Here is a 24,164-nt window from a genome sequence, read left to right as displayed (position 1 = left end):
CACAGGGATACGGGCGTCTCATGGGGGAGGACGCCGCGACAGCGGCGCGTTCCCTCCCGAGGAGGCTGGTCGTGCGCCCCTGGCCCGCTGTGCTCACCGCGTCCGCGGTCGCGCTCGCCTCGGTGTGGGCCACCGCCACCCCCGCGCCGGCCTCGGTCGTCCCCGCCGCCACCACGACCACCGCCGCCACCACGACCGTCACCACCACCACCACCACCACCACCACCACCACCACGGCGGACCCTGCGTCGTGGTGGGGCACGAACGGGCGGGTCAGTGACACCCTCGTCTCCGGCAACCGGGTCTACCTCGCCGGCGGCTTCGACTACGTCGGCCCCACGACGGGGTACGGCGTCCCGGTCGACACCGCGACGGGGGTGCGCGCCGCCTGGCCGGTCATCGACGGGCCGGTGGACGTGACCGTCCCCGATGGTTCGGGCGGTTGGTACGTCGCGGGCCGGTTCAAGCGGGTCGGCACCGCCTACCGTCCCGGCGCCGCACGGATCACGGCGGACGGCCTCGTGACGGCCTGGAACCCGCGCCCCGGCAGCCAGGTCCGGGCCATCGCCGCCACCCCGGCCGGGATCGTCCTCGGCGGTGACTTCCTCAGCCTGGCCGGCATGCCCGCAGCCCACCTCGCCGCGGTGGACCCCGAACTCGGCGCAGTGGTGACGACCTGGAGCGCCTCCACCAACGCCACGGTCCGGGCGCTGGTCGGCGCCGGTGGTGCGCTGTACGCCGGAGGGGACTTCACCACCGTCGACGACCAGCCACACTCCGCCCTCGTGCGGCTGGACGCGCTGACGGGGTCCGTCGACCCGCTCTTCGCCGGGGCGGCCGGAGGTGCCGTCCAGGCGGTCGCCCTCTCGCCGGACGCGTCGGTGGTCTACGCCGGCGGCACCTTCACCTCGGTGTCCGGCCCCAGCGGCCAGGTCGCGCGCAGCCGCCTCGCCGCCTTCACCACCGACGGCGGCGTCCCGACCGCGTGGGCCCCGGCCTCGGACGGCACGGTGCGGGCGCTGGCCGTCGACCCCGACACCGGCACGGTCTACGCGGGAGGCACCTTCGGCACGGTGTCCGCGGTGAGCCGTGCACGCATCGCCGCCGTCGGCGCGGACGGTGCGGTGACGGCCTTCAACCCGCTCCTGTCAGGCTGCAACATCCGGCACACCACCGGCTACGCCCACAGCAACCCGCCCTGCTCGCCCGAGGTCGCCGTCCTGCAGGTCCGTGACGGCGTGCTGTACGTGGGCGGACGCTTCGGCCGGTCCGGCGCCACGACCCGGCACGACGCAGCGGCCTTCCTCACCGCCGGCGGCGCCCTCACCGCCTGGAACCCGACGCCGGGGGACCGGGTCAACACGCTGGCCGTCTCCGACGGCGGCCGGGTCTACCTCGGCGGGGAGTTCACCAGCGTCAACGGGCAGGTGCGCAGAGGAGTCGCGGCGCTCGATGCCACGACGGGACAGCTCGACCCGACCTTCAGCGCCGACACCGACAACGAGGTCCTCGACCTCGCCCTGTCGACCGACCGCACCCGCCTGTTCCTGGCCGGCTCCTTCCTCACCGTCCGCGGGGTCAGCCGCCCACGCCTGGCGTCGGTCGTCGCCTCCACCGGTTCCGTCGACGGCGTGTTCAAGCCGGTCGTCAACGACAACGTCCTGTCGATCGCCACCGCGCAGGGATGGCTCTTCGCCGGGGGCCAGTTCACCACGGTGAACGGCCTGACCCGACGCCACGTCGCCAAGCTCTGGGGCTCGAGCGGGGCGCTGAGCACGTTCCACGCCGACACCGTCGGGCCCGCCGGGGTGCTGAGGTCGGGCGGCATGGTCCAGTCCATCGCCGTCAGCAGCGATGCGGGACGGGTGTACCTGGGCGGTCCCTTCACCACGGTGAACGGGACCACCATGCCGGCCGGCATCGCCGTGGTCTACGGCACCACCGGAGCCCTCCACCCCCGGCAGCTCGGCGGCGTCGCCCGCTGCTCCGGCGCCGGCCCGTGGGTAACACGGCTGTACCTCAGCTCGGACAACCGGCGCCTCTACGGCGGGGACGTCTGCCCGGACAACATCTACCAGTGGGACGCCTACAACCTGAGCACGCCCACGCGGCCGACCGGCCTGCTGTGGCGCACCTGGTGCAACGGCGGCATGCAGGGCGCGTTCGAGGTGGCGGGCCGGTTCTACTACGGCACCCACGGCAGCTCCTGCGCCGCGAGCCCGGGCAGCGCGACGAAGCTCGCCCGACCACGCTTCGCCGCCTTCACGTCCACCACAGGTGCCCTCGTCAGCGGCTCCCCGACGTTCGACAGCCCCATGGGCGTCTGGAGCGTCAGCGCGCTGCCCGCGGGGCTGGTGGTGGGAGGGGACTTCACCACCGTGAACGGCGTGCTGCACCAGGGGGTGGCAGTCGTCCCGCAGTGACCGGAGGTCGGGCGAGCCGTGGCCCGGCGTGCGAGAGGGGTGTGGCGCCAGGTGGCACCACACCCCTCTCGCGACCCACGACCCCGTCAGGCCGCGGGAAGGTGCCGGTTCAGGCCGGCTCAGACGTGCCGGTTCAGACGGGGCTGATCAGATGTCGCCACCGAGGTAGGCGGCTTTGACCGCGGGGTCGTTGGCCAGCTCCTCGCCGGACCCCTCGCGCACGATCTCACCGGTCTCGAGGATGTAGGCGCGGTGCGCGCGCTTGAGCGCCTGCGCCGCGTTCTGCTCCACGAGCAGCACGGTGGTGCCCTGCTGGTTGATCTCGGTGATGATGTCGAAGATCTGCTGGATGAGCTTGGGCGCCAGCCCCATCGACGGCTCGTCGAGCAGCAGCAGCTTCGGGTTGGCCATCAGCGCCCGGCCGATGGCCAGCATCTGCTGCTCGCCGCCGGACATGGTGCCCGCGACCTGCGTACGCCGCTCGGCCAGCCGGGGGAAGAGGCCGAACACCCGGTCGCGGTCCTCACCGATCTTGGGCGACCTGCGGTCGGGGCGCGCGTAGGCACCCATGTCGAGGTTCTCCTGCACCGTCATGCCGACGAAGCACCCACGGCCCTCGGGGGACTGCGCGATCCCGAGCACGGGCCGCTCGTGGGCGGGGACGGCGGTGATGTCCTGGCCCTCGAAGCGGATGGAGCCCTGGCGCACCGGGCGCAGGCCGGAGACCGTCTTCATCGTGGTCGTCTTCCCGGCGCCGTTGGCACCGATCAGCGTGACGACCTCGCCCTCGCCGACCGTGAACGAGACGTTGCGGATCGCCTCGATGCGTCCGTAGTTGACGCAGAGGTCGTCGACCTCAAGAAGCATCTTCATCAACTCCCAGGTAGGCGGCGATGACCGCAGGGTTGTCCTGGATCTCGGCGGGCAGGCCCTCGGCGATCTTCTTGCCGAACTCCAGCACCACGATCCGGTCCGTCACGCCCATGACCAGCTTCATGTCGTGCTCGATCAGCAACACGGTGTAGCCCTGATCGCGGATCGACTGGATGAGCTCCATCAGCCGCGCCTTCTCGGCCGGGTTGAAGCCGGCGGCCGGCTCGTCCAGGCAGAGCAGCTTGGGGTTGGTGGCCAGCGCACGCGCGATCTCCAGGCGACGCTGGTCGCCGTACGGGAGGTTGCGCGCGAGCTCGTCGGCACGCTTGTCCAGCCCCATGAACTTGAGCAGCTCGTAGGCGCGGTCCATGCCCTCGGACTCCTCGGCGTGGTGCTTGGGGAGCCGCAGGAGGGCGGAGAACATACCGGTCGAGTGGTGCGCGTCGGCGCCCACCAGCACGTTCTCGAGGGCCGTCATGTTGTGGAAGAGCCGGATGTTCTGGAACGTGCGCGCGATACCCAGCTTGGTGATCTGGAACTTCTGGCGCTTGCCCAGGGGCTCGCCCATGAACCGCACCCCGCCCGAGGTGGGCTGGTAGACGCCGGTCATGACGTTGAAGCAGGTGGTCTTGCCGGCACCGTTGGGGCCGATGAGGCCGAGGATCTCGCCGGTGTTGATGTGGAACGAGACGCCGTCGAGCGCGGTGACACCACCGAACCTCAGCGTGACGTCCTCGACCTCGAGCATCTTGCCCTTCGGCAGGTCCGCGACCTCGTCGACGGAGATGTCCACCGACGTGTCGGGGGTCGCCTCGGTGTCGGGGGCGAGCACGGTGTCGTCGTCGACCCGGGTGCCCCTGGTCTCCTTGGCGCTGTCGTGCTGGTCCGGGGTGGGGGCGGTGTCAGACACGAGCGGCTCCTTCCACGTCGAGCTGGTCGGGTTCTTGCTCGGCGGCCTTCTTGGCCCGCACCGACCTCCGCGGCGGCATCAGGCCCTGTGGCCGGAAGATGGCCAGCGCCATGAGGGCGAGGCCGAAGAGCAGGAAGCGGGCGTCGGCGAGGAAGCGGAACTTCTCGGGCGCCCAGGTGAGCAGGGCCGCAGCGACCACGACACCCCAGCGGTTGCCCTGTCCGCCGACGACGACCATCGCCACGAAGAGCACGGAGTAGAGGATGGTGAAGTTGTCCGGGTTGATGAACTGCTGCTTGGTGGCGAAGAGCGCACCCGAGAGGCCACCGATGGCCGCACCGGTCGCGAACGCCAGCAGCTTGAAGCGGAACGTCGGCACACCCATGAGCTCGGCGGCGTCCTCGTCCTCACGGGTGGCCTCCCAGGCCCGGCCGACGCGCGAGTTCTGCATGCGCCAGTCGAGGAAGAGCACGATGAACACGAGGGTCAGTGCGAGCCAGTAGTAGGGGATCGAGTCGGTCACGCCGAACTGCAGGAACCGGGTCTGGTTGGACAGGTCGACCTTGGCGACGAAGCCGTCCCACACGAGGTGGGGGATCCCGAAGAGGTCGAGGTCCGGCGGGGTCGGGATGTTGGAGATGCCTCGCGAGCCGCCGGTCAGGCTGTCGGCGTTGACCAGGATCAGGCGGACGATCTCACCGAACCCGAGCGTCACGATCGCGAGGTAGTCGCCGCGGACGCGCAGGGTGGGGGCGCCCAGGACGATGCCCGACACGAGCGTGACGACCATGGCGATCGGGATGCACAGCAGCAGCGGCAGCTTGGCGTGGTTGGAGCCCAGGATGCCGACCGTGAAGGCGCCGATGGCGAAGAAGCCGATGTAGCCGAGGTCGAGCAGCCCCGCGTAGCCGATGACGATGTTGAGCCCGATGGCGACCAGGGCGTACAGCGCACACAGGAACAGGACCGCGCCGAAGTCGGAGTCGGTCGTCGTGATGAGCGGCGGGTTGATGATCGGCAGCAGGTAGACGATGACCGCCGCGGCGATGGCGAGCACGATCTTGGCCCAGCGGGGCAGGGCCCGGAAGCGGTCACCGATGCCGTGGAAGAACGAGGAGACGGCGTTCATGCGCGGGCCTTTCCGAGGGACTCACCCAACAGGCCGGTGGGTCGGAACAGCAGGATGACGACGAGGAGGGTGAACGCCACCACGTCCTTCCAGTTCGAGCCGAAGATCGCCGACCCGTAGCTCTCGGCGACGCCGAGGACGAACCCACCCAGCAGCGCTCCGCGCAGGTTGCCGATGCCGCCGAGCACGGCCGCGGTGAACGCCTTGACGCCGAGCAGGAAGCCCGCGTTGTAGCGCGTGACGCCGATCTTGAGCAGGTACATCATCGCCGCCGCACCGGCCATGGCGCCGCCGATGACGAAGGTGAGGCGGATGACGCGGTCGCGGTTGACGCCCATGAGGGCCGCGGCCTCGGGGTCCTGGGCGACCGCGCGGATGCCACGGCCGAGGCGGGAGCGCTTCACGAACTGGTCGAGGATGACCATCATGACGATGGCCGACCCGAGCACGATGAGGTCGATGTTGGAGACCCGGTAGTCGAACACGCGGAACAGCCGGACGGTGTCGATGTTCAGCGGGAGCGGGGACGCCTCTCGGGGGCGGCCCACGTAGCTGGCGAGGTCGGTGTCCAGCCCGAACCACTTGAAGGGCTTGTCACGCAGGCCCATCGCCTCGGAGAGGACGAACGAGGCGCCGATGGCGGAGATGAGCGCGATGAGGGGTGGGGAGTTGCGTTTGCGCAGCGGCCGGTAGGCCACGAACTCCAGGCCGAGGGCGACCAGTGCCGAGGTGACCATGGCCGCGGCGAAGCCGATGACGAGGAACCCGACGACACCGAGGCCACTGGCCTTGCTCGCACCGAGCGCGGTGAGGACCCACACGGCGGCGAAGCTGCCCCACATGAAGACCTCGGAGTGGGCGAAGTTGATGAGCCTGAGCACGCCGTAGACCAGCGTGTAGCCGAGGGCGATCAGCGCGTAGACGGCCCCGAAGGCCAGTCCGGTGATCGTGAACTCCCAGAAGTGGTTGAGCAGAAGATCCATCAGACCTCCGTGTTGGGGGACCTCGGCGCGTCAGCACCTGGGGTCCGGGTCCGGACGGGAACACGGTAGCGGCCAGGACCCTCGTTGCAGAGAGCCCTGGCCGCTATGCGTGGTGCTACTTGATTTCCTGGTCCGGGACGATCTTGCCGCCGGTGACCTTGTAGGCCCAGACGGAGACCTCGGAGGGCTCGCCCTTGGCGTCGAACTTGACGTTCTTGGTGACGCCCTTCGCGCTGTAGGAGGCGATGAAGGCGTTCATGTCCGCCGAGGACGTCTTGCCTGCGGCGATGCCGGCGAGGAACACGTTCGCGGCGTCGTAGGCCTCGGCCGAGTACGTCGCGGGGTCGGAGTTGTACGCCTTCTTGTAGGCGGCCGAGAAGTCGGCAGCCTTGTCCGGGGGCAGGCACGGGCAGGTGAGGATCGCGCCCTCGGCAGCCGCGCCGGCGCCCTTGATGAAGCCGTCGTCCTTGACGCCGTCAGCGGCGACGAAGGTGCCGGTGAAGCCGCCCGACTTGAGCTGCTTCACGAGCTTGCTGGCGTTGGAGTAGTAGCCGCCGTAGAAGAACACGGTGGCACCGGACGCCTTGGCCTTGGTGACGGTGGGGGAGAAGTCGTCCTGCTTGCCGTCGGCAGCCGTCTCGTCGCTTCCGGCCACGGCCGAGCCGAGGTCCTTCTTGACGATGTCGGCCAGGCCCTTGCCGTACTCGGAGGTGTCGTCGGAGACGAACACCTTCTGGGCCTTGAGGATGTCCTTGATGTACTTCGCGGCAGCCGGACCCTGCGTGGCGTCGTTGCCGAGGATGCGGTGGAAGGTCTTCCAGCCGTTCTCGGACAGCGCCGGGTTGGTGGCCGAGGCCGTGATGATGTTGAGGCCGGCCTTGTCGAAGATCGGGTCGGCGGCCTTGGACTCACCGGAGAAGGCGGGGCCGACGATGCCGACGAGCTTCTTGTCGGTGACGGCCTTCTGGGCCAGTCCGGGGGCGATGGACGGGTCGCCCTGGCTGTCGAACGAGGTGAGCGTGACCTTGCAGTCCGCGTGCTTCTCGTTGTACTGCGTCACGGCGAGCTCGGCGCCGTTCTTGATGTTGATGCCGAGGTTGGCGGCGTCTCCGGTCAGTGCACCGAAGAAGCCGATCTTGAGGTCACACGCCTTGCCGCCGCTGCCGGAGCCGGCGTCGTTGGTGGTGCCACCACAGGCACTCAGTGCGAGGGCAGCAGCCACGACGGGCGCGCCAATCTTGAAGACGGAACGCAAGACTCCTCCTGAAGTCACTTTGGTGCTCGTGGAGGCGGCGGTGAGCAGCACCCACGGTCACCCCGGACGGGGTGTTGTGGAGACTATGACTCCGTCCGCGCGGAATGGGGGGACCTTGGTCTCAGGCGTGACCGTGTCGTTACCACGCGTCTCACCAAACGGCACATCCCGGGCAGCGACCGCCGAAAGGGTCCGGTGAACTCTCGCCGGGCCCCGTTCGTCCTACCGGGTGCGGGCGGCATACTCGGGCCCTCGCACCGCACCGGAAGACCGCTCGCGCGGCCCCCCACCGAAAGGCGCACCATGACCCAGACCGAAGACCGAGCCCCCGAAGACCGAGCCCCCGAGGGCCCCTCCCGCCGGGTCGTCCTGGCCTCTGCGGGCACCATCGCCGTCGGTGCCGTCACCCTCGCCGGCTGCGGCGACGCCGGCCAGGCCGCGAGCGACGTCGCCAGCTCGGCGACCAACGCCGTCAAGGACGCGATCTCCAAGGCCACCGTGCCTGTCGGTGGGGGCAAGATCTTCGCCGACCAGAAGGTCGTCGTCACCCAGCCGACCTCCGGCGAGTTCAAGGCGTTCAGCGCGGTCTGCACGCACCAGTCGTGCATCGTCGCGGAGGTCGCCAACGGCACCATCAACTGCGCGTGCCACGGCAGCAAGTTCGACATCACCACGGGTGCGGTCAAGAACGGCCCGGCCTCCTCGCCGCTGCCGGAGAAGAAGGTCACGATCAGCGGCGACGGCATCACCGTCACCTGACGACCTCCACGTCCCCGAGGCCGACAACGGCGTCGGCCGGGGTGCGCCCGGCGGGCCCCCGCCGGGCGCACCCTCGACAGGGAGGCGTCGGTGCCGATCCATAGAGTGGACCCGTGGCTGACCCGTCGACCTACCGCCCAGCGCCGGGGGAGATCCCGGTCGACCCGGGCGTCTACCGGTTCCGCGACTCGGCCCGACGGGTCATCTACGTGGGCAAGGCGAAGTCGCTGCGCCCTCGGCTGTCGTCCTACTTCCAGGACCTGTCCGCCCTGCACCCGCGGACGGCCACCATGGTCACGACCGCGGCGAGCGTCGAGTGGACCGTGGTGTCCACCGAGGTGGAGGCGCTGCAGCTCGAGTACTCCTGGATCAAGGAGTTCGACCCCCGCTTCAACGTCAAGTATCGCGACGACAAGTCCTACCCGTACCTCGCGGTGACCATGGGGGACGAGTTCCCCCGCGCCCAGGTGATGCGGGGCGCCAAGCGCAAGGGCACCCGGTACTTCGGCCCCTACGCGCACGCCTGGGCGATCCGCGAGACCCTCGACCTGCTGCTGCGCGTGTTCCCGGTCCGCACCTGCTCCTCGGGCGTCTTCAAGCGGGCGGGCCAGGTCGGGCGCCCGTGCCTGCTCGGCTACATCGACAAGTGCTCGGCGCCGTGCGTCGGCCGGGTCAGCCCGGAGGAGCACCGGGCCATCGCCGACGACTTCTGCGACTTCATGGCCGGCAACACGACGCGGTTCGTCAAGCGGCTCGAGCGCGAGATGGCCGCTGCCTCCCAGGAGCTGGAGTTCGAGCAGGCGGCCCGCCTGCGCGACGACCTGGTGGCCCTGGGAAAGGCGCTCGAGAAGTCCGCGGTCGTCCTCGGAGACGGCACGGACGCCGATGTGTTCGCCCTCGAGGAGGACGGGCTCGAGGTCGCCGTCCAGGTCTTCCACGTGCGCGGGGGCCGGGTCCGCGGGCAGCGGGGCTGGGTCGCGGAGATGGACGCCGAGTCCGTCCCCGAGATCGTCGGCCATCTCCTGCAGCAGGTGTACGGCGGGGAGTCCGGCGAGGGAGTGCCGCGCGAGGTCCTCGTGCCCGTGCTGCCCGACGACCCCGAGGCCGTGTCCGCGTGGCTCGGCGCGCTGCGCGGGTCGAACGTCGACCTGCGCGTGCCCCGGCGCGGTGACAAGCGCACGCTCCTCGAGACCGTCCACCGCAACGCCAAGCAGTCGCTCGCACGCCACAAGCTGGCCCGGGCCGGTGACCTCACCGCGCGCAGCCAGGCGTTGCAGGAGCTGCAGGAGACCCTGGACCTGGCCGACGCGCCGCTACGGGTGGAGTGCTACGACATCAGCCACATCCAGGGCTCGCAGGTCGTCGGGTCGATGGTCGTCTTCGAGGACGGCCTGCCCCGCAAGTCCGAGTACCGCCGCTTCGTCATCCGCGGCGAGGACGTCGACGACACCGCGGCCATGGACGAGGTCCTCACGCGGCGGTTCAGCCGCTACCTCGAGGAGCGTGACCAGTCCTCCGACGTGGAGCTCGGCCCCGACCCCGAGGCCGGACCGGAGCGCATCGACCCCGACACCGGTAAGCCGAAGAAGTTCGCCTACCCGCCCAACCTCGTCGTCGTCGACGGTGGCCTGCCACAGGTCAACGCGGCGAAGGCCGCGCTGACCTCGCTCGGCATCGACGACATCGCGGTCGTCGGGCTCGCCAAGCGGCTGGAGGAGGTGTGGGTGCCCGGCCAGGACCACCCCGTGATCCTGCCCCGCACGAGCGAGGGGCTCTACCTGCTCCAGCGGGTCCGCGACGAGGCCCACCGCTTCGCCATCACCTTCCACCGCCAGCGCCGGTCCAAGGCGATGACGGCCAGTGCGCTCGACGGCATCCCCGGGCTGGGGGAGACGCGGCGCAAGGCCCTGCTGCGCCACTTCGGGTCGGTCAAGAAGGTCCGGGCCGCCTCGGTCGAGGAGCTGGTGGCCGTTTCGGGCATCGGCCCTGCGCTCGCGGCGACGATTGCGGCAGAGTTGTCCAGCGAGGCACCGGCCACACCGGCCGTCAACCTCATGACCGGCGAGATCATCGACGAGGACGGGGCAGCGCAGTGAACACCGCAGGGGACAGCGCGGAGCACCACGAGCAGGGGGAGCGGCCGGAGCTGGTGATCGTCACCGGCATGAGCGGTGCCGGCCGCTCGACGACGGCTAACGTGCTGGAGGACTCCGGCTGGTACGTCGTGGACAACCTCCCGCCCCAGCTGCTGGTCTCGCTCGCCGACCTCGCGAACGGCGACGGCCGGTCGGCGCACCTGCCCCGCATCGCCGCGGTGGTCGACGTGCGGGCCCGGGGGTTCTTCGCCCACCTGCAGACCGCCCTCAACGAGCTGCGGCTGCGCGACTGGCACCCCAACCTCGTGTTCCTCGACGCCACCGACGAGGCCCTGGTCCGTCGCTTCGAGTCCGTGCGGCGCCCGCACCCCCTGCAGGGCGAGGGCCGCCTGCTCGACGGCATCGTCCGCGAGCGCGACATGCTCGCCGACCTGCGCTCCGTCGCGGACGTCGTCATCGACACCTCGGGGCTCAACGTCCACCAGCTGGCCAAGAAGGTCCACCCCGTCTTCGCGGGCGAGGGGGTGGGGCCGAAGGTGCGCATCGCGGTGATGTCCTTCGGCTTCAAGTACGGCGTGCCGCTGGACGCCGACTTCGTCTTCGACATGCGCTTCCTGCCCAACCCGTTCTGGATCCCGGAGCTGCGCAGCTTCACCGGCCAGGACCCGCAGGTGTCGGAGTTCGTGCTCGGCCAGGAGGGGGCGCCCGAGTTCGTCGAGCGCGTCGCCGCCCTCATGGAGCCGGTCGTCGCCGGCTACGTCCGCGAGGGCCGGCGCTACGCGACCCTCGCCGTCGGGTGCACCGGCGGGAAGCACCGGTCCGTGGCCGTCGCCGAGGCCCTGCGCGCCCGCCTGGCCACCGCCGACGTGGCGACGTTCGTCGTCCACCGCGACCTGGGGCAGGAGTGACGGGTCCGGCGGTCGTCGCCCTGGGGGGCGGTCACGGCCTCGCCGCCTCGCTGGAGGCGCTGAAGCTCGTCTGCGACGACATCACCGCCGTGGTCACGGTGGCGGACAACGGCGGTTCCTCGGGACGGCTGCGCGACGAGTTCGACGTGCTGCCGCCGGGCGACCTGCGGATGGCCCTGGCCGCGCTGTGCGACGACACGGAGTGGGGCCACACCTGGCGCGACGTCCTCCAGCACCGGTTCCCCGGCGACGGGCCCCTCGGCGGCCACGCCCTGGGCAACCTGCTCATCACCGCCCTCTGGGACCTCGACCGCGACCCCGTGGCAGGCCTCGACCTCGTCGGCCGGCTGCTCAACGCCCGCGGGCGGGTGCTCCCCATGGCAGCGGTCCCGCTCGAGATCACGGCGCAGGTGGAGGGGCTCGACCCGGCGGACAGGTCCCGGGTCCAGACGTTGCGCGGGCAGGTGGCCGTGGCCTCGACCACCGGGCAGGTGCGCAGCATCGCCCTGGAGCCCCACGACCCGCCGTCGGCGCCGGCGACGATCGAGGCGGTCAACGCGGCCGACTGGGTCATCCTCGGCCCGGGGTCGTGGTTCACCTCGGTGATGCCCCACCTGCTGGTCCCCGGGCTGCGCGACGCCCTGCACGACACGGCAGCCCGGCGGCTGCTCACCCTCAACCTCGAGCACTCCGGGGAGACCGCCGGCTTCAGCTGCGCCCGCCAGGTCGAGGCCCTGGCCGACCACGCTCCGCGGATGCGCCTCGACGTGGTCCTCGCCGACCCGGTCGCGGTGGACGACGTCGACGAGCTGCGGGCTGCCGCGGGGCGCCTGGGCGCCGAGGTGGTCATCGCCCCCGTCGCCCAGCGGGGCGCTCCGGGGCACCACGACTCGCTGCGGCTCGCGGCGGCGTACCGTGACCTCTTCGGGTGACGCCCCGGTGGGCGGTGGCACCCGGGTCAGGCAGGACGAAAGCGGCGGTCGGAACTGCACCGGCCCGGTACGGCGAGATGGCAGGATGACGGCATGGCGATGACGGCGCGGGTCAAGGACGAGCTGAGCAGACTCGACGTCACCAAACCCTGCTGCCGGAAGTCCGAGGTCGCGGCCACCCTTCGCTTCGCCGGCGGCCTGCACATCGTGGGCGGCCGCATCGTGGTGGAGGCCGAGCTCGACACCGCCAACGCCGCCCGCCGCCTGCGCAAGAACATCGGCGACCTCTACGGCCACCCCTGCGAGGTGCTCGTGCTCGCCGCGGGAGGCCTGCGCAAGGGCAGCCGCTACGTCGTCCGCGTGGTGCAGGACGGCGAGGCGCTGGCCCGCCAGACCGGCCTCATCGACTCCCGCGGACGTCCCGTGCGCGGCCTGCCGCCAAAGGTGGTCAGCGCCTCGGCCTGCGACGCCGAGGCCGCCTGGCGTGGTGCCTTCATCGCCCACGGCTCCCTCACCGAGCCCGGCCGCTCGTCGGCCCTCGAGGTGACCTGCCCCGGTCCTGAGGCGGCGCTCGCGCTCGTCGGGGCCGCCCGCAGGCTGGGTATCCAGGCCAAGGCCCGCGAGGTGCGCGGCGTCGACCGCGTGGTCATCCGTGACGGCGACGCCATCGGGGCCATGCTCACCCGCCTCGGCGCCCACGAGGCGGTCCTCGCCTGGGAGGAGCGCCGGATGCGGCGCGAGGTGCGCGCCACGGCCAACCGCCTCGCCAACTTCGACGACGCCAACCTGCGCCGGTCGGCACGCGCCGCGGTGGCGGCCGGGGCCCGCGTCCACCGGGCCATGGAGATCCTCGGCGAGGAGATCCCCGACCACCTGCGGGAGGCGGGCGAGCTGCGCCTGCAGCACAAGCAGGCCTCCCTCGAGGAGCTGGGCCAGCTGGCGCAGCCGCCGATGACCAAGGACGCCGTGGCCGGCCGGATCCGGCGCCTGCTCGCGATGGCCGACAAGCGGGCCCAGGACCTCGGCATCCCCGGGACCGAGGCCAACCTGACGCCCGACATGCTCGACGCGTGAGCGCCGACGCGCAGCAGGGACCGGCCCCGACGCGGGTCGCGGTCGTCGGCACCGGCTACGTCGGCCTCTCGATCGCCGTGCTGCTGGCCCAGCGGCACCGGGTCGTGGCCCTCGACATCGACGAGGCCCGGGTCAAGACCCTCCGGGGTGGGCAGAGCCCTATCCACGACGCCGACATCAGCCGGTTCCTCGAGGCCGGTGGCCTCGACCTGGCCTTCACCACGGACCCCGACGAGGCCTACGCCGACGCGGAGTTCGTCGTGGTCGCGACGCCCACCGACTACGACCCGGACACCAACTACTTCAACACCTCCAGCGTCGAGTCGGTCCTCAAGGACGCCTCGAGCCGCAACCCCTCGGCAACCTTGGTCGTGAAGTCGACCGTGCCCGTGGGCTTCACCAAGGAGGTGTCGGGCCGCCTCGGGCTGGACTCCGTGGTGTTCAGCCCCGAGTTCCTGCGCGAGGGCAAGGCCCTGTGGGACCTGCTGCACCCGTCGCGGATCGTCGTGGGGGAGCGCAGCGAGCGGGCCCAGCGGTTCGCCGACCTGCTGCTCGAGGCGGCCGAGGACGACGACGTGGCCGTGCTGCTCACCGACAGCACCGAGGCGGAGGCGATCAAGCTGTTCGCCAACACGTTCCTCGCGATGCGGGTGGCGTTCTTCAACGAGCTCGACACCTTCGCCGCCACCCACGGTCTCGACTCACGACAGATCATCGACGGCGTGGGCCTCGACCCCCGGATCGGGCAGTACTACAACAACCCGTCGTTCGGCTACGGCGGCTACTGCCTCCCCAAGGACACCAAGCAGCTCCTGGCCAACTACCAGAACGTGCCCCAGAGCCTCATCGAGGGCATCGTCAACGCCAACACCACGCGCAAGGACTTCGTCGCGTCCGACATCCTGCGCCGCGGACCGAAGGTGGTGGGGATCCACCGGCTCATCATGAAGTCCGAGTCGGACAACTACCGGTCCAGCAGCGTGCAGGGGATCATGAAGCGGATCAAGGCCAAGGGCGTCGAGGTCGTCGTCTACGAGCCCGGCCTGACCGGTGAGCGGTTCTTCGGCTCGCGGGTGGTGCGCGACCTCGCCCAGTTCAAGGCCGAGTCCGACGTCATCGTGGCCAACCGCATGGTGGCGGAGCTGCGTGACGTCGAGGACAAGGTCTACACGCGGGACCTGTACGGCGGCGACTCCTGACCCGACCGCCGGTTACCGGCCCGTACACCGGACCACGCTGTCGACCTTGCCACCAGATCCAATAGGGTCGGGGACGAACACTCGTGCCGCGCCTCGCGGCATACCCGTCCCCATCTGAGAAGGACCAGGCATCGTGACTGTTCGCGTAGGCATCAACGGCTTCGGCCGCATCGGCCGCAACTTCTTCCGCGCCGTGCAGGCGTCCGGCGCCGACATCGAGGTGGTGGCCGTCAACGACCTCACCGACAACGCCACCTTGGCCCACCTGCTCAAGTACGACTCGATCCTCGGTCGGCTCGCCGGCGACGTCACCTCCACCGAGGACGAGATCGCCGTCGACGGCAAGGCGTTCAAGGTCTTCGCCGAGCGCGACCCCGCCAACCTCAAGTGGGGCGAGCTGGGCGCCGACGTCGTCATCGAGTCGACCGGCTTCTTCACCGACGCCACCAAGGCCAAGGTGCACGTCGACAACGGCGCCAAGAAGGTCATCATCTCGGCGCCCGCGAAGAACGAGGACGTCACGATCGTGATGGGTGTCAACGACGACGTCTACGACAGCGCCAAGCACACGGTCATCTCCAACGCCTCGTGCACGACGAACTGCCTCGCGCCCATGGCGAAGGTCCTCAACGACGAGCTCGGCATCGTCAAGGGCCTCATGACGACCATCCACGCCTACACCGGCGACCAGAACCTGCACGACGGCCCGCACAAGGACCTGCGCCGTGCCCGCGCCGCCGCCCTCAACATCGTGCCCACCACGACGGGTGCGGCCAAGGCCGTCGCCCTCGTGCTGCCCGAGCTGAAGGGCAAGCTCGACGGCTACGCGCTTCGCGTCCCGGTGCCCACCGGCTCGGCCACCGACCTCACCTTCGAGGCCAGCCGCGAGACCACCGTCGAGGAGGTCAACGCCGCGGTCAAGGCTGCTGCCGAGGGACCGCTCAAGGGCATCCTCGTCTACACCGAGGACCCGATCGTGTCCAAGGACATCGAGACCGACCCCGCGTCCTGCATCTTCGACGCCGGCCTAACCAAGGTCATCGGCAACCAGGTCAAGGTCGTCGGCTGGTACGACAACGAGTGGGGCTACTCCAACCGCCTCGCCGACCTCGTGCTGCTCGTCGGCTCGTCGCTCTGACGGACCCCTGCACGACCCCACCCGACCACGCCGGACCGAACGGACTGAGCCGAACCATGCAGTCGATCTCCGAGCTGGGCGACCTGCGCGGCAAGCGCGTCCTCGTCCGGTCTGACCTCAACGTGCCCCTCGACGGGAGCACGATCACCGACGATGGGCGCATCCGCGCGTCCGCGCCGACCATCAAGGCCCTGTCCGAGGCGGGCGCACGCGTCATCGTGTGCGCCCACCTCGGCCGGCCCAAGGGCACCCCGGAGGACAGGTACTCCCTCGCCCCGGTCGCCGCGCGCCTCGGTGAGGTGCTCGGCAGCGACGTCACGTTCGCCACCGACACGGTGGGGGAGAGCGCCCGCGCGGCGGTCGACTCCGCCCGGGACGGCGACGTCGTGCTGCTGGAGAACCTGCGGTTCAACGCGGGGGAGACGGCCAAGACCGACGAGGAGCGCGCCGAGTTCGCGGGCCAGCTCGCCGGGCTCGCCGACGTCTTCGTCTCCGACGGGTTCGGGGTCGTGCACCGCAAGCAGGCCAGTGTCTACGACGTGGCCCGCCTCCTGCCGTCGGCCGTCGGGGGACTCGTGGAGACCGAGGTGGGGGTGCTCAAGCGGCTCACCGAGGACCCCGAGCGCCCGTACGCCGTGGTGCTCGGGGGTGCGAAGGTCTCCGACAAGCTCGGGGTCATCGACAACCTCCTGCAGACCGCCGACCGCCTCCTCATCGGTGGCGGCATGGTCTTCACCTTCTTCGCCGCGCAGGGCTACGAGGTCGGCAAGAGCCTGCTCGAGGCCGACCAGGTCGACAAGGTCAAGGGCTACCTCGACCAGGCCAAGGAGCGGGGTGTCGAGATCGTGCTCCCCGTCGACATCGTCGCCGCCACCGAGTTCTCCGCCGACGCCGAGCACGACGTGGTGCCCGCAGGCGCCATACCGGCCGACCGGATGGGGCTGGACATCGGACCGGAGTCCGGCGTCCTGTTCGCCGAGAAGCTCGCCGACTGCCGGACCGTCTTCTGGAACGGCCCGATGGGAGCGTTCGAGATGGAGCCGTACGCCGCGGGCACCGCTGCCGTGGCCAAGGCCCTGGTCGAGGTCACCGCCAAGGGAGCGCTCACGGTCGTCGGGGGCGGTGACTCGGCCGCCGCGGTGCGCCAGCTCGGCTTCGAGGACGACCAGTTCGGGCACATCTCCACCGGTGGCGGCGCCAGCCTCGAGTACCTCGAGGGCAAGGAGCTCCCGGGCCTGACGGTGCTCGACGAGACCGGCGGGGCCACCGGCGGCAGCGACAGCACGGAGGACCACGCCTGATGGCACCCAAGACCGCCGGTCGCACGCCCCTCATGGCGGGCAACTGGAAGATGAACCTCGACCACCTGCAGGCCACCCACCTCGTGCAGAAGCTCGACTGGACCCTGCGCGACGGCCGCCACGACTACGCCGCCGTCGAGGTCGTGGTGATCCCGCCGTTCACGGACCTGCGCTCGGTGCAGACGCTCATCGACGGCGACCGGCTGCAGCTGCGCCACGGCGCCCAGGACCTGTCCGCCCACGACACCGGCGCCTACACCGGTGAGGTCTCCGGGGCGTTCCTGGCCAAGCTGGGCTGCGGCTACGTCGTGGTCGGCCACAGCGAGCGCCGCGAGTACCACGCCGAGACCGACGAGGTGGTCAACGCCAAGGTCAAGGCGGCCCTGCGCCACGGCCTCGTGCCGATCTTCTGCGTCGGCGAGGGGCTCGAGGTGCGCCAGGCCGGAGAGCACGTGCAGCACGTGCTCGCCCAGGTGGAGGCCGGCCTGGCCGGTGTCACCGCCGAGCAGGCCGCCACGCTCGTCGTCGCCTACGAGCCCGTCTGGGCCATCGGCACCGGTGAGGTGGCGACGCCCGAGGACGCGCAGGAGGTGTGCGCGGCGATCCGGACCAAGCTGGCCGAGCTCTACAGCGGCAGCCTCGCCGACACCGTCCGCGTGCTCTACGGCGGTTCGGTCAAGGCGGCCAACGTCGCCGCGATCATGGAGCAGGAGGACGTCGACGGCGCCCTCGTCGGCGGGGCCTCGATCGTGCCGGAGGAGTTCTCCTCCATCTGTCGCTACCGCGACCACCACAAGACCGCGTGAGGTCCGGCGCCGCGGCTCCCGGCGCGGCCGGTTCAGCCCGGCGCGGCGAACAGGTATCCTGACCGCTGCTGCCTTTTCGGTGGCGGACTGTTGTCGACGAAGATGGGTGAACCGTGGAAGCCGTACGTATTGGCCTGCAGGTGCTGCTGGTCATCGGTGGTCTGTTCCTGACGCTGCTCATCCTGCTCCACAAGGGCAAGGGTGGCGGTATGTCCGACATGTTCGGCGGTGGCATGTCCACCTCGCTGGGCTCGTCGTCCGTGGCCGAGCGCAACCTCGACCGCTTCACCGTCGCGGTAGGCATCGTGTGGTTCGCGTGCATCGTCGGCATCGGTCTCATCGACCGCTTCTCCGCCTGACCCGAGAGGAAGTACTTCCAACATGGCAGGTGGCAACGCAATCCGCGGCAGCCGAGTCGGCGCCGGCCCCATGGGTGAGGCCGAGCGCGGCGAGGCGGCCCCCCGCGTCTTCGTGTCCTACTGGTGCGCCAACGGCCACCAGACCCGGCCCAGCTTCGCCGAGGAGCCGGGCCTTGCGGTCCCCGAGACCTGGGACTGCCCGCGCTGCGGGTTCCCGGCCGGCCAGGACGAGGCCAACCCGCCCGCACCGCCGAAGGTCGAGCCCTACAAGACGCACCTCGCCTACGTGAAGGAGCGTCGCTCGGACGCGGACGGCAAGGCGATCCTCGACGAGGCGCTGGCCACGCTGCGCGACCGCAAGCTCATCCAGTAGCACCCAGCACCACCGCCGAAGGGCGCCCGGACCACGGTCCGCGGCGCCCTTCGCGCGTCTCGTGGACAGGGCGGCTCCCACCCACGTTTGGGACCGCCGCCGACCGGGCAGACACGTCGCGGGCGGTCCGCCGCTCCCCAGTCCGGCCTGCCCACCACCCGAGGAGAGTGCCCGTGGCCACCCCGCCCCCAGCCCCGACCCCACGCTGGGTCCCGCTCGGGCCAGGTCGTGCCAACGACGGCGCCGCCGACGCCCCGGGCAGTCCGACACCCGAGGCGGCCACGCTCCTCGCCACGGCCCAGGAGGCTGCCGGTGACGTCGCAGCGGCGCTGGCCCTGCTGCCGCGCCTGGACGGCACCCCGTTGCCGGGGCGCGGTGCCACCCTGCGGCTGTGGGAGGTCCTGGCCTCGCTGGCCGCGGTCGACCTCACGGTCGCCCGCGTGGTCGAACCCCACCTCGACGCCCTGGCCATCCTCGACCAGGCCGGGGTCGCACCCCCGCCGGCCGACACGACCTGGGGCGTGTGGGCCGCCCACGCCCCGGGAAGCCGGCTGGACGCGACCCGTACCGACGCGACGCCGACGGACGACGGCGGGTGGCGCCTCGACGGCACCAAGCCCTGGTGCTCGCTGGGCCAGCACCTCGACCACGCCGTCGTCACGGCACACACGTCCGGGACCGCGAGGCGTGCGTTCGCCGTCGACCTCCGCCACCCGGGCGTGCGGCACGACGACGCGGCCGGGTGGGTCTCCCGCGGACTCGTCGACGTCGTCTCCGTCGCCACCCACTACGACGGCGTGCCGGCCACCCCGGTCGGCGACGACGACTGGTACCTCTCGCGGCCCGGGTTCGCCTGGGGCGGCATGGGCGTGGCCGCCTGCTGGTACGGCGCGGCCGTCGCCCTCGGGCGCACCCTGGCTGCAGCAGCAGCGCGGCGAGAGCCGGACCAGGTGGCCCTCATGCACCTCGGGGCGGTGGACGCGCGGCTGCACGCCGCACGAGCCGTGCTGGCGGAGGCGGCAGCCGCCGTGGACGCCGGGGAGGCCGACGGGTCGGTGGGTGCCCTGCTCGCCGCGCGCGTCCGGACCGTCGTGGCCTCGGCCGCCGAGGAGGTGCTGGCCCGGGTCGGCCACGCTCTCGGACCCGGGCCGCTCACCGCCGACGGCGCCCACGCGGCACGGGTCGCCGACCTCACCGTCTACCTGCGTCAGCACCACGCCGAGCGCGACGAGGCAGCTCTGGGCGCACAGGTCCTCGCCGTGGACGGGGACCGACCGTGAGCAGTACCGTCCCTGCCGCGGGACGCGAGGCGGGGTTCGACCCGCACGCCGAGGGCACCCCGGAGGCCCAGTGGCTCACCGACCTGTGGACCCGGGGCGCCCGGGTCGGGCCGGAGCAGCTGCTCGGCACCTCGACCGAGGTCGTCGTCGTCGCCGCCCACCCTGACGACGAGACCCTGGCAGCCGCGGGGCTGCTCGCTGCCGCGGGGCGGTCGGGGCTGCCTGCGACCGTGGTGGTCGCCACCTCCGGCGAGGCGTCGCACCCCGACTCGCCGACGCACGGTCCCGACCGGCTGGCCGCCATCCGCGAGGACGAGGTCCGGCGCGCGGTGATGCGGGTGCACCCCGCTGCGGAGCTGCTCCTGCTGGGCCTGCCCGACAGCCACCTGGCCCAGCGGGAGGACGCGCTGGCGCAGGCGTTGGCGCCTCTCGTGGGGCCTCGCACGCTGGTGGTCGCGCCGTGGCGCAGGGACGGCCACACCGACCACGAGTCGGCCGGCCGCGTCGCTGCGCGCGTCGCGGCGGCAGCGGGTGCCCGGCTGCTCGAGTACCCCGTCTGGCTCTGGCACTGGGGTGGCCCGGAGGCATTGGCCGGTGCAGGGGTCGTGTGCCTCGACCTCGACCCGGAGCTGCGCCGCACCAAGGCCGATGCCCTGGCGTGCCACGGGTCGCAGACCTCGGCGCTGTCGCCGTCACCCGGTGACGAGGCGCTGCTGACACCGTCCTTCCTGGCCCACTTCGCCCGCCCCTTCGAGGTGTTCCTGTCCACGCGACCGCAGCCGCAGGTCGCCGAGCCGGCCGCAGCCGGTCCCGACGACGAGCACCTCGGTGACGCGCGGGACGACACCGGCACGCCCACGCGGGACGGCGACCGGGTCTTCGACGCCATGTTCGAGGGGACCGACGACCCGTGGGGGTTCGAGAGCTCGTGGTACGAGCAGCGCAAGCGCGCGGTGACCCTCTCGTGCCTCCCTCCGGCCCGGCTGGGGCGCGTCCTCGAGGTGGGCTGTTCCACCGGGGTCCTCACCAGCGAGCTCGCAGCCCGGGCCACGTCGGTCGTGGCCACCGACGTCAGTGCCGAAGCCGTCACGAGGGCCCGTGGCCGGCTGGCCCACCTGCCCGGCGTGGAGGTGGAGCGGCTGCGTGCACCGCAGCAGTGGCCCAGTGGCGAGTTCGACGTCGTGGTGCTGTCGGAGATCGGGTACTTCTGGCAGCCGGACGAGCTCGACGAGGCCCTCGCCCGGGCGGTCGGCTCCCTGGCCCCCCACGGCGTCGTGGTGCTGTGCCACTGGCGGCACCCGGTGCAGGGCTGGCCGCTGGACGGCGACACCGTGCACGCGGTCGCACGACGGCTGGAGGCGCTGGAGCCGGTCGTGACGCACGTCGAGCAGGACTTCCGGGTCGACGTGCTCGCACGCCCGGGGTCGATCTCACCCGCGGTCGCCGAGGGACTGGCGTGATCGTCGTCGACCGGGTCGTGGTGGTCGTGCCCGCCCGCGACGAGGAGCGCCTGCTGCCTGTATGCCTGGACTCGCTGCGGGTGGCTCGACGCGTCCTGGCACAGCGGCGACCCGAGGTGCGGGTCGAGGTCGTGGTCGTCCTCGACCGCTGCACCGACGCGTCCGCCGCCGTGGTGGCGGGGCGTGCGGACGTGCACGGCGTGGTGTCCACCCACGGCTGCGTCGGCGCGGCCAGGGCGACCGGGGTCTCGGTGGCCCTGCAGGGCCCGGGCGACCCGGCGACCACGTGGCTCGCCAACACCGACGCAGACACCGTGGTGCCCGCCGACTGGCTGCTCGCACAGGTCGAGCTGGCCGGCCAGGGCCTTGACCTGGTCCTCGGCACCGTCGTCCCGCACGACCTCGAGTCGCGCGTGCTGCAGGCGTGGACGCAGCGCCACCACCTGCGCGAAGGACATCCGCACGTGCACGGGGCGAACCTCGGGGTCCGGGCGAGCCGCTACCTCGCGGCCGGGGGCTTCTGCGCCGTACCGCTGCACGAGGACGTCCTGCTGGCCGAGGCGGTCAAGGCCTCCGGTGCCCCGTGGCTCGCGACCGATGCCACGCGCGCACGCACGGCGAGCCGCCGGCGCGGGCGGGTGGGTGGTGGGTTCGCGACCTACCTGCGCGAGCTCACCGCCGAGGTGGGGGCGGCGGAGGCCGAGGCGGCCGCCGCCGGTCCCTGAGCACAGGGGGCGCGCAGGGACATGGCGGCGACCGGAGGCCAGCCGGGGACGTCAGTCGGGCTCGGAGGTCAGCCGAGCTCGGACGCCGCGTCGGCGTCGAGGAGCCACAGCGTCTCCTGGCGGCCCTTGACCTGGGCGGCCGAGGACTCCTCGGGACCCGCCCCGGCGACGGAGACCTTGACGGCGTGCGCCTTGTCGGCGCCCGCGACGAGGAACCACGTGCGCTCGGCCCGGGCGAGGGCCTCGAAGGTGAGGGTGACGCGGGTGGGCGGCGGCTTGGGGGAGTCGTGCACCGGGGCCGCGGCGACGCCGGCGACGAGCTGGTCGGGGTGCCCTGGGAACAGCGACGCGACGTGGCCGTCCGGCCCGACGCCGAGCAGGAGGACGTCGAAGACGGGCGACTCCTCGCCTGCCCCCGCTGCGGCGGCGAGCTCGTCGGCGTAGCGCCGTGCGGCCGCGGCAACGTCGTCACCGTCCGGGCCGTCCGGCCCGGGGACCGAGTGCACCTTGGCCGGGTCGAGCGGTATGGCGTCGAGGAGCGCCTCACGGTTCTGCGTCTCGTTGCGCTCGGGGTCGCCGGCGGGGAGGAACCGCTCGTCGCCCCACCACACGTGCACCTGCGACCAGTCGACCGCGTCCCGGGCGCCGCTGGCGGCCACCGAGGCGAGGATGGCCGAGCCCATGGAGCCGCCCGTGAGCACCAGGTGTGCTTGTCCCTTGGCGGCCTGGGCATCGACGAGGGCCGTGACCAGCCGGGCCGCCGAGGCGTCCGAGAGGAGCTGCTTGGTCGCGTGGACCAGCACCACGGGAGCCGAGGTCACGAGCCCGACCCACCCGCAGCAGCGCTGCCAGCGGTCGCCTTGGCCGCGGCCTTGCCCGCGGTCGCCTTGGCAGCGGGCTTCGACGCCTTGGCGGGCTTTGCGGTCTTGGTCGTCCTGGCGGCCTTCTCCGGCTTCGACTCCTGCGCGGCCCTGGCCGGCTTGGCATCCTTCGCCGAACCAGTCGTCGTCGCGCGCGCGGTCTTGGCCTCCGCCAGCTTGCGGGCGGCAGCCTTCTTGACCGTCGTGGTCGTGCCGGGGGACTGCTCGGGATCGGCGGCCGCGACCATGGCCGAGCTGCCGGCCTTGGGCTGCGTCCGGGCGATCCGGCGGGCTTCCGCCTCGGCTTCCTTGGGCGACGGGGCGTCGCCCTCGCGGACGGCCTCGCTCGCGGTCGGGCTCGAGCGACCGATCCGGGTCAGGCCCTTGCGGATCGTCTCCTCGTAGATGTCGTCGGGGTCGAGTCGGCGCAGCTCGTCGGCCAGGCACTCGGCGGTGGCGCGACGGGCCAGGGTGATCCGACGGACCGGCTGGCCGGGCTGCGTCAGGGTGGCGACGGTGCCGTCCGGCCGCACCAGGTCGACCGCACCGCTGCGTCGCTCAAGGCGGACGCTGATCATGCCGGTGCCCGCACGGCTGCGGGCCCGGGTGACCTTGCACCGCAGGGTCTCTGCCAGCCATGCGGCGAGCAGGTCGGTCGAGGGGGAGTCCGTGCCACCCGTGACGGTGGCCTCGGTCACCGCCTCGAAGGGGCGCTGGTCCAGGGCTGCGGCGAGCAGGCCGCGCCACAGGGTGATGCGAGTCCACGCGAGGTCGGTGTCGCCACCGGCGTAGGTCGCCGCCCGGTTGAGCAGTGCCTTGCGCGGGTTCTTGGACTCGGCGGCGTCGGTGATGCGGCGCTGGGCCATCGAGCCGATCGGGTCCTTGGACACGTTCGCGGGAGCCTCGCTGGGCCACCACGCCACGACGGGGGAGTCGGGCAGCAGCAGCGGGATGACGACGCTGCGCCCGTGCTCGGTGAGGGGCCCGTACAGTCGCGCCACGACGACCTCACTGGCCCCGGCGTCGCCGCCGACGCGGATCTGGGCGTCGATGCGGGAGGCGCCGCGCTTGTTGCCGATGACCACGGCGATGATGCGGCACGGGTGTTGCCGGCTGGCGTCGTTGGCCGCCTCGATGGCCTCGTCGGCGTCCTGCTCGTCGACGACGATGATGAGGGTCAGCACGCGGCCGAGCGCCATGGCGCCGGTGTCCTGGCGCAGCGCGACCAGCTTCTTGCTGATCGCGACCGTGGACGTGCTGGGCAGGTCGATGATCACCGGGGTCCCCGATCAGTGTTGGAGGAGCGCAGCGGGGCGGGTCC

At 71.8% G+C, this 24,164-nt stretch carries 22 protein-coding genes; 15 read left to right on the top strand and 7 right to left on the bottom strand.

What is annotated here, in order from left to right:
• Positions 1-71: 71 nt before the first annotated feature.
• Positions 72-2,423 (top strand): hypothetical protein, encoded by a 2,352-nt coding sequence (locus tag ABEA42_RS16275; RefSeq protein ID WP_345504922.1) that lies wholly within the window; start codon positions 72-74, stop codon positions 2,421-2,423.
• A gap of 147 nt (positions 2,424-2,570) precedes the next feature.
• Here ABEA42_RS16275 and ABEA42_RS16270 read toward each other — a convergent pair whose 3' ends face one another.
• The 5 genes from ABEA42_RS16270 to ABEA42_RS16250 form a co-directional block, all read right to left on the bottom strand.
• Complete coding sequence (locus ABEA42_RS16270) at positions 2,571-3,290, bottom strand: ABC transporter ATP-binding protein (protein ID WP_345505046.1); 720 nt, start codon at positions 3,288-3,290, stop codon at positions 2,571-2,573.
• Entirely contained in the window at positions 3,280-4,206 is a 927-nt protein-coding gene (locus ABEA42_RS16265; protein ID WP_425572099.1) for an ABC transporter ATP-binding protein, read from the bottom strand. Before ABEA42_RS16265 ends, ABEA42_RS16270 begins: the two co-directional genes overlap by 11 nt.
• Entirely contained in the window at positions 4,199-5,335 is a 1,137-nt protein-coding gene (locus ABEA42_RS16260) for a branched-chain amino acid ABC transporter permease (RefSeq protein WP_345504921.1), read from the bottom strand. The genes ABEA42_RS16265 and ABEA42_RS16260 overlap by 8 nt, the downstream gene beginning before the upstream one ends.
• Positions 5,332-6,318, bottom strand: a complete 987-nt coding sequence (locus tag ABEA42_RS16255; protein ID WP_345504920.1) for a branched-chain amino acid ABC transporter permease — start codon at positions 6,316-6,318, stop codon at positions 5,332-5,334. The genes ABEA42_RS16260 and ABEA42_RS16255 overlap by 4 nt, the downstream gene beginning before the upstream one ends.
• Positions 6,319-6,433: 115 nt before the next feature.
• Entirely contained in the window at positions 6,434-7,573 is a 1,140-nt protein-coding gene (locus ABEA42_RS16250) for a branched-chain amino acid ABC transporter substrate-binding protein (protein ID WP_345504919.1), read from the bottom strand.
• A 303-nt stretch (positions 7,574-7,876) separates the two neighbouring features.
• Between ABEA42_RS16250 and ABEA42_RS16245 the strand changes: the two genes are divergently transcribed.
• The 14 genes from ABEA42_RS16245 (at position 7,877) to ABEA42_RS16180 (ending at position 21,983) form a co-directional block, all read left to right on the top strand.
• Positions 7,877-8,332 (top strand): Rieske (2Fe-2S) protein, encoded by a 456-nt coding sequence (locus ABEA42_RS16245; protein ID WP_345504918.1) that lies wholly within the window; start codon positions 7,877-7,879, stop codon positions 8,330-8,332.
• A gap of 113 nt (positions 8,333-8,445) precedes the next feature.
• Positions 8,446-10,428 (top strand): excinuclease ABC subunit UvrC, encoded by a 1,983-nt coding sequence (gene uvrC / locus ABEA42_RS16240; RefSeq protein ID WP_345504917.1) that lies wholly within the window; start codon positions 8,446-8,448, stop codon positions 10,426-10,428.
• Entirely contained in the window at positions 10,425-11,336 is a 912-nt protein-coding gene (gene rapZ, locus ABEA42_RS16235) for an RNase adapter RapZ (RefSeq protein ID WP_345504916.1), read from the top strand. Before uvrC ends, rapZ begins: the two co-directional genes overlap by 4 nt.
• On the top strand, positions 11,333-12,268 hold the full coding sequence (locus ABEA42_RS16230; protein ID WP_345504915.1) for a gluconeogenesis factor YvcK family protein: 936 nt from the start codon (positions 11,333-11,335) through the stop codon (positions 12,266-12,268). The genes rapZ and ABEA42_RS16230 overlap by 4 nt, the downstream gene beginning before the upstream one ends.
• Before the next feature lie 93 nt (positions 12,269-12,361).
• A complete protein-coding gene (whiA, locus tag ABEA42_RS16225) occupies positions 12,362-13,342 on the top strand; it encodes a DNA-binding protein WhiA (protein ID WP_056885240.1) in 981 nt (326 codons plus the stop codon).
• Entirely contained in the window at positions 13,339-14,541 is a 1,203-nt protein-coding gene (locus ABEA42_RS16220) for a nucleotide sugar dehydrogenase (RefSeq protein ID WP_345504914.1), read from the top strand. Before whiA ends, ABEA42_RS16220 begins: the two co-directional genes overlap by 4 nt.
• A 133-nt stretch (positions 14,542-14,674) precedes the next feature.
• Positions 14,675-15,679, top strand: coding sequence for a type I glyceraldehyde-3-phosphate dehydrogenase (gene gap, locus ABEA42_RS16215; protein WP_345504913.1), 1,005 nt, complete (start codon positions 14,675-14,677; stop codon positions 15,677-15,679).
• 56 nt (positions 15,680-15,735) lie between these two features.
• Positions 15,736-16,980, top strand: a complete 1,245-nt coding sequence (locus ABEA42_RS16210; protein ID WP_345504912.1) for a phosphoglycerate kinase — start codon at positions 15,736-15,738, stop codon at positions 16,978-16,980.
• Positions 16,980-17,786 carry a triose-phosphate isomerase gene (gene tpiA / locus ABEA42_RS16205; RefSeq protein ID WP_345504911.1) on the top strand — a complete coding sequence of 269 codons (807 nt, stop codon included), beginning with the start codon at positions 16,980-16,982 and terminating at the stop codon, positions 17,784-17,786. Before ABEA42_RS16210 ends, tpiA begins: the two co-directional genes overlap by 1 nt.
• A gap of 113 nt (positions 17,787-17,899) precedes the next feature.
• Positions 17,900-18,145: a preprotein translocase subunit SecG gene (gene secG, locus ABEA42_RS16200; RefSeq protein WP_056885236.1), complete on the top strand. Its 246-nt coding sequence runs from the start codon at positions 17,900-17,902 to the stop codon at positions 18,143-18,145.
• Between the two features lie 22 nt (positions 18,146-18,167).
• Complete coding sequence (locus ABEA42_RS16195) at positions 18,168-18,518, top strand: RNA polymerase-binding protein RbpA (protein ID WP_345504910.1); 351 nt, start codon at positions 18,168-18,170, stop codon at positions 18,516-18,518.
• Between the two features lie 173 nt (positions 18,519-18,691).
• A complete protein-coding gene (locus ABEA42_RS16190) occupies positions 18,692-19,798 on the top strand; it encodes an acyl-CoA dehydrogenase (protein ID WP_345504909.1) in 1,107 nt (368 codons plus the stop codon).
• Positions 19,795-21,258 (top strand): bifunctional PIG-L family deacetylase/class I SAM-dependent methyltransferase, encoded by a 1,464-nt coding sequence (locus ABEA42_RS16185; RefSeq protein WP_345504908.1) that lies wholly within the window; start codon positions 19,795-19,797, stop codon positions 21,256-21,258. The genes ABEA42_RS16190 and ABEA42_RS16185 overlap by 4 nt, the downstream gene beginning before the upstream one ends.
• The gene (locus ABEA42_RS16180) at positions 21,255-21,983 is read left to right on the top strand and encodes a glycosyltransferase family 2 protein (protein WP_345504907.1); all 729 of its coding nucleotides are present in this window, start codon (positions 21,255-21,257) and stop codon (positions 21,981-21,983) included. Before ABEA42_RS16185 ends, ABEA42_RS16180 begins: the two co-directional genes overlap by 4 nt.
• 68 nt (positions 21,984-22,051) lie before the next feature.
• On the opposite strand, the gene pgl is transcribed toward ABEA42_RS16180, so the two are convergent.
• Positions 22,052-22,804, bottom strand: coding sequence for a 6-phosphogluconolactonase (pgl, locus tag ABEA42_RS16175; protein ID WP_345504906.1), 753 nt, complete (start codon positions 22,802-22,804; stop codon positions 22,052-22,054).
• Positions 22,801-24,120, bottom strand: a complete 1,320-nt coding sequence (locus ABEA42_RS16170; protein WP_345504905.1) for a glucose-6-phosphate dehydrogenase assembly protein OpcA — start codon at positions 24,118-24,120, stop codon at positions 22,801-22,803. Before ABEA42_RS16170 ends, pgl begins: the two co-directional genes overlap by 4 nt.
• Between the last annotated feature and the right edge of the window lie 44 nt (positions 24,121-24,164).

Source organism: Pedococcus ginsenosidimutans (assembly GCF_039544395.1).
Classification (GTDB): domain Bacteria; phylum Actinomycetota; class Actinomycetes; order Actinomycetales; family Dermatophilaceae; genus Pedococcus; species Pedococcus ginsenosidimutans.
The sequence above is the reverse complement of the archived record's forward strand: the minus strand, read 5'-3'. Positions and strand labels throughout refer to the sequence as shown.

Excerpts from the sequence above, each read along its gene's own strand:
- ABEA42_RS16270 (WP_345505046.1), bottom strand. The coding sequence starts at position 3,290 with ATGCTTCTTGAGGTCGACGACCTCTGCGTCAACTACGGACGCATCGAG.
- ABEA42_RS16260 (WP_345504921.1), bottom strand. The coding sequence starts at position 5,335 with ATGAACGCCGTCTCCTCGTTCTTCCACGGCATCGGTGACCGCTTCCGG.
- ABEA42_RS16255 (WP_345504920.1), bottom strand. The coding sequence starts at position 6,318 with ATGGATCTTCTGCTCAACCACTTCTGGGAGTTCACGATCACCGGACTG.
- ABEA42_RS16245 (WP_345504918.1), top strand. The coding sequence starts at position 7,877 with ATGACCCAGACCGAAGACCGAGCCCCCGAAGACCGAGCCCCCGAGGGC.
- whiA (WP_056885240.1), top strand. The coding sequence starts at position 12,362 with ATGGCGATGACGGCGCGGGTCAAGGACGAGCTGAGCAGACTCGACGTC.
- ABEA42_RS16210 (WP_345504912.1), top strand. The coding sequence starts at position 15,736 with ATGCAGTCGATCTCCGAGCTGGGCGACCTGCGCGGCAAGCGCGTCCTC.
- tpiA (WP_345504911.1), top strand. The coding sequence starts at position 16,980 with ATGGCACCCAAGACCGCCGGTCGCACGCCCCTCATGGCGGGCAACTGG.
- ABEA42_RS16195 (WP_345504910.1), top strand. The coding sequence starts at position 18,168 with ATGGCAGGTGGCAACGCAATCCGCGGCAGCCGAGTCGGCGCCGGCCCC.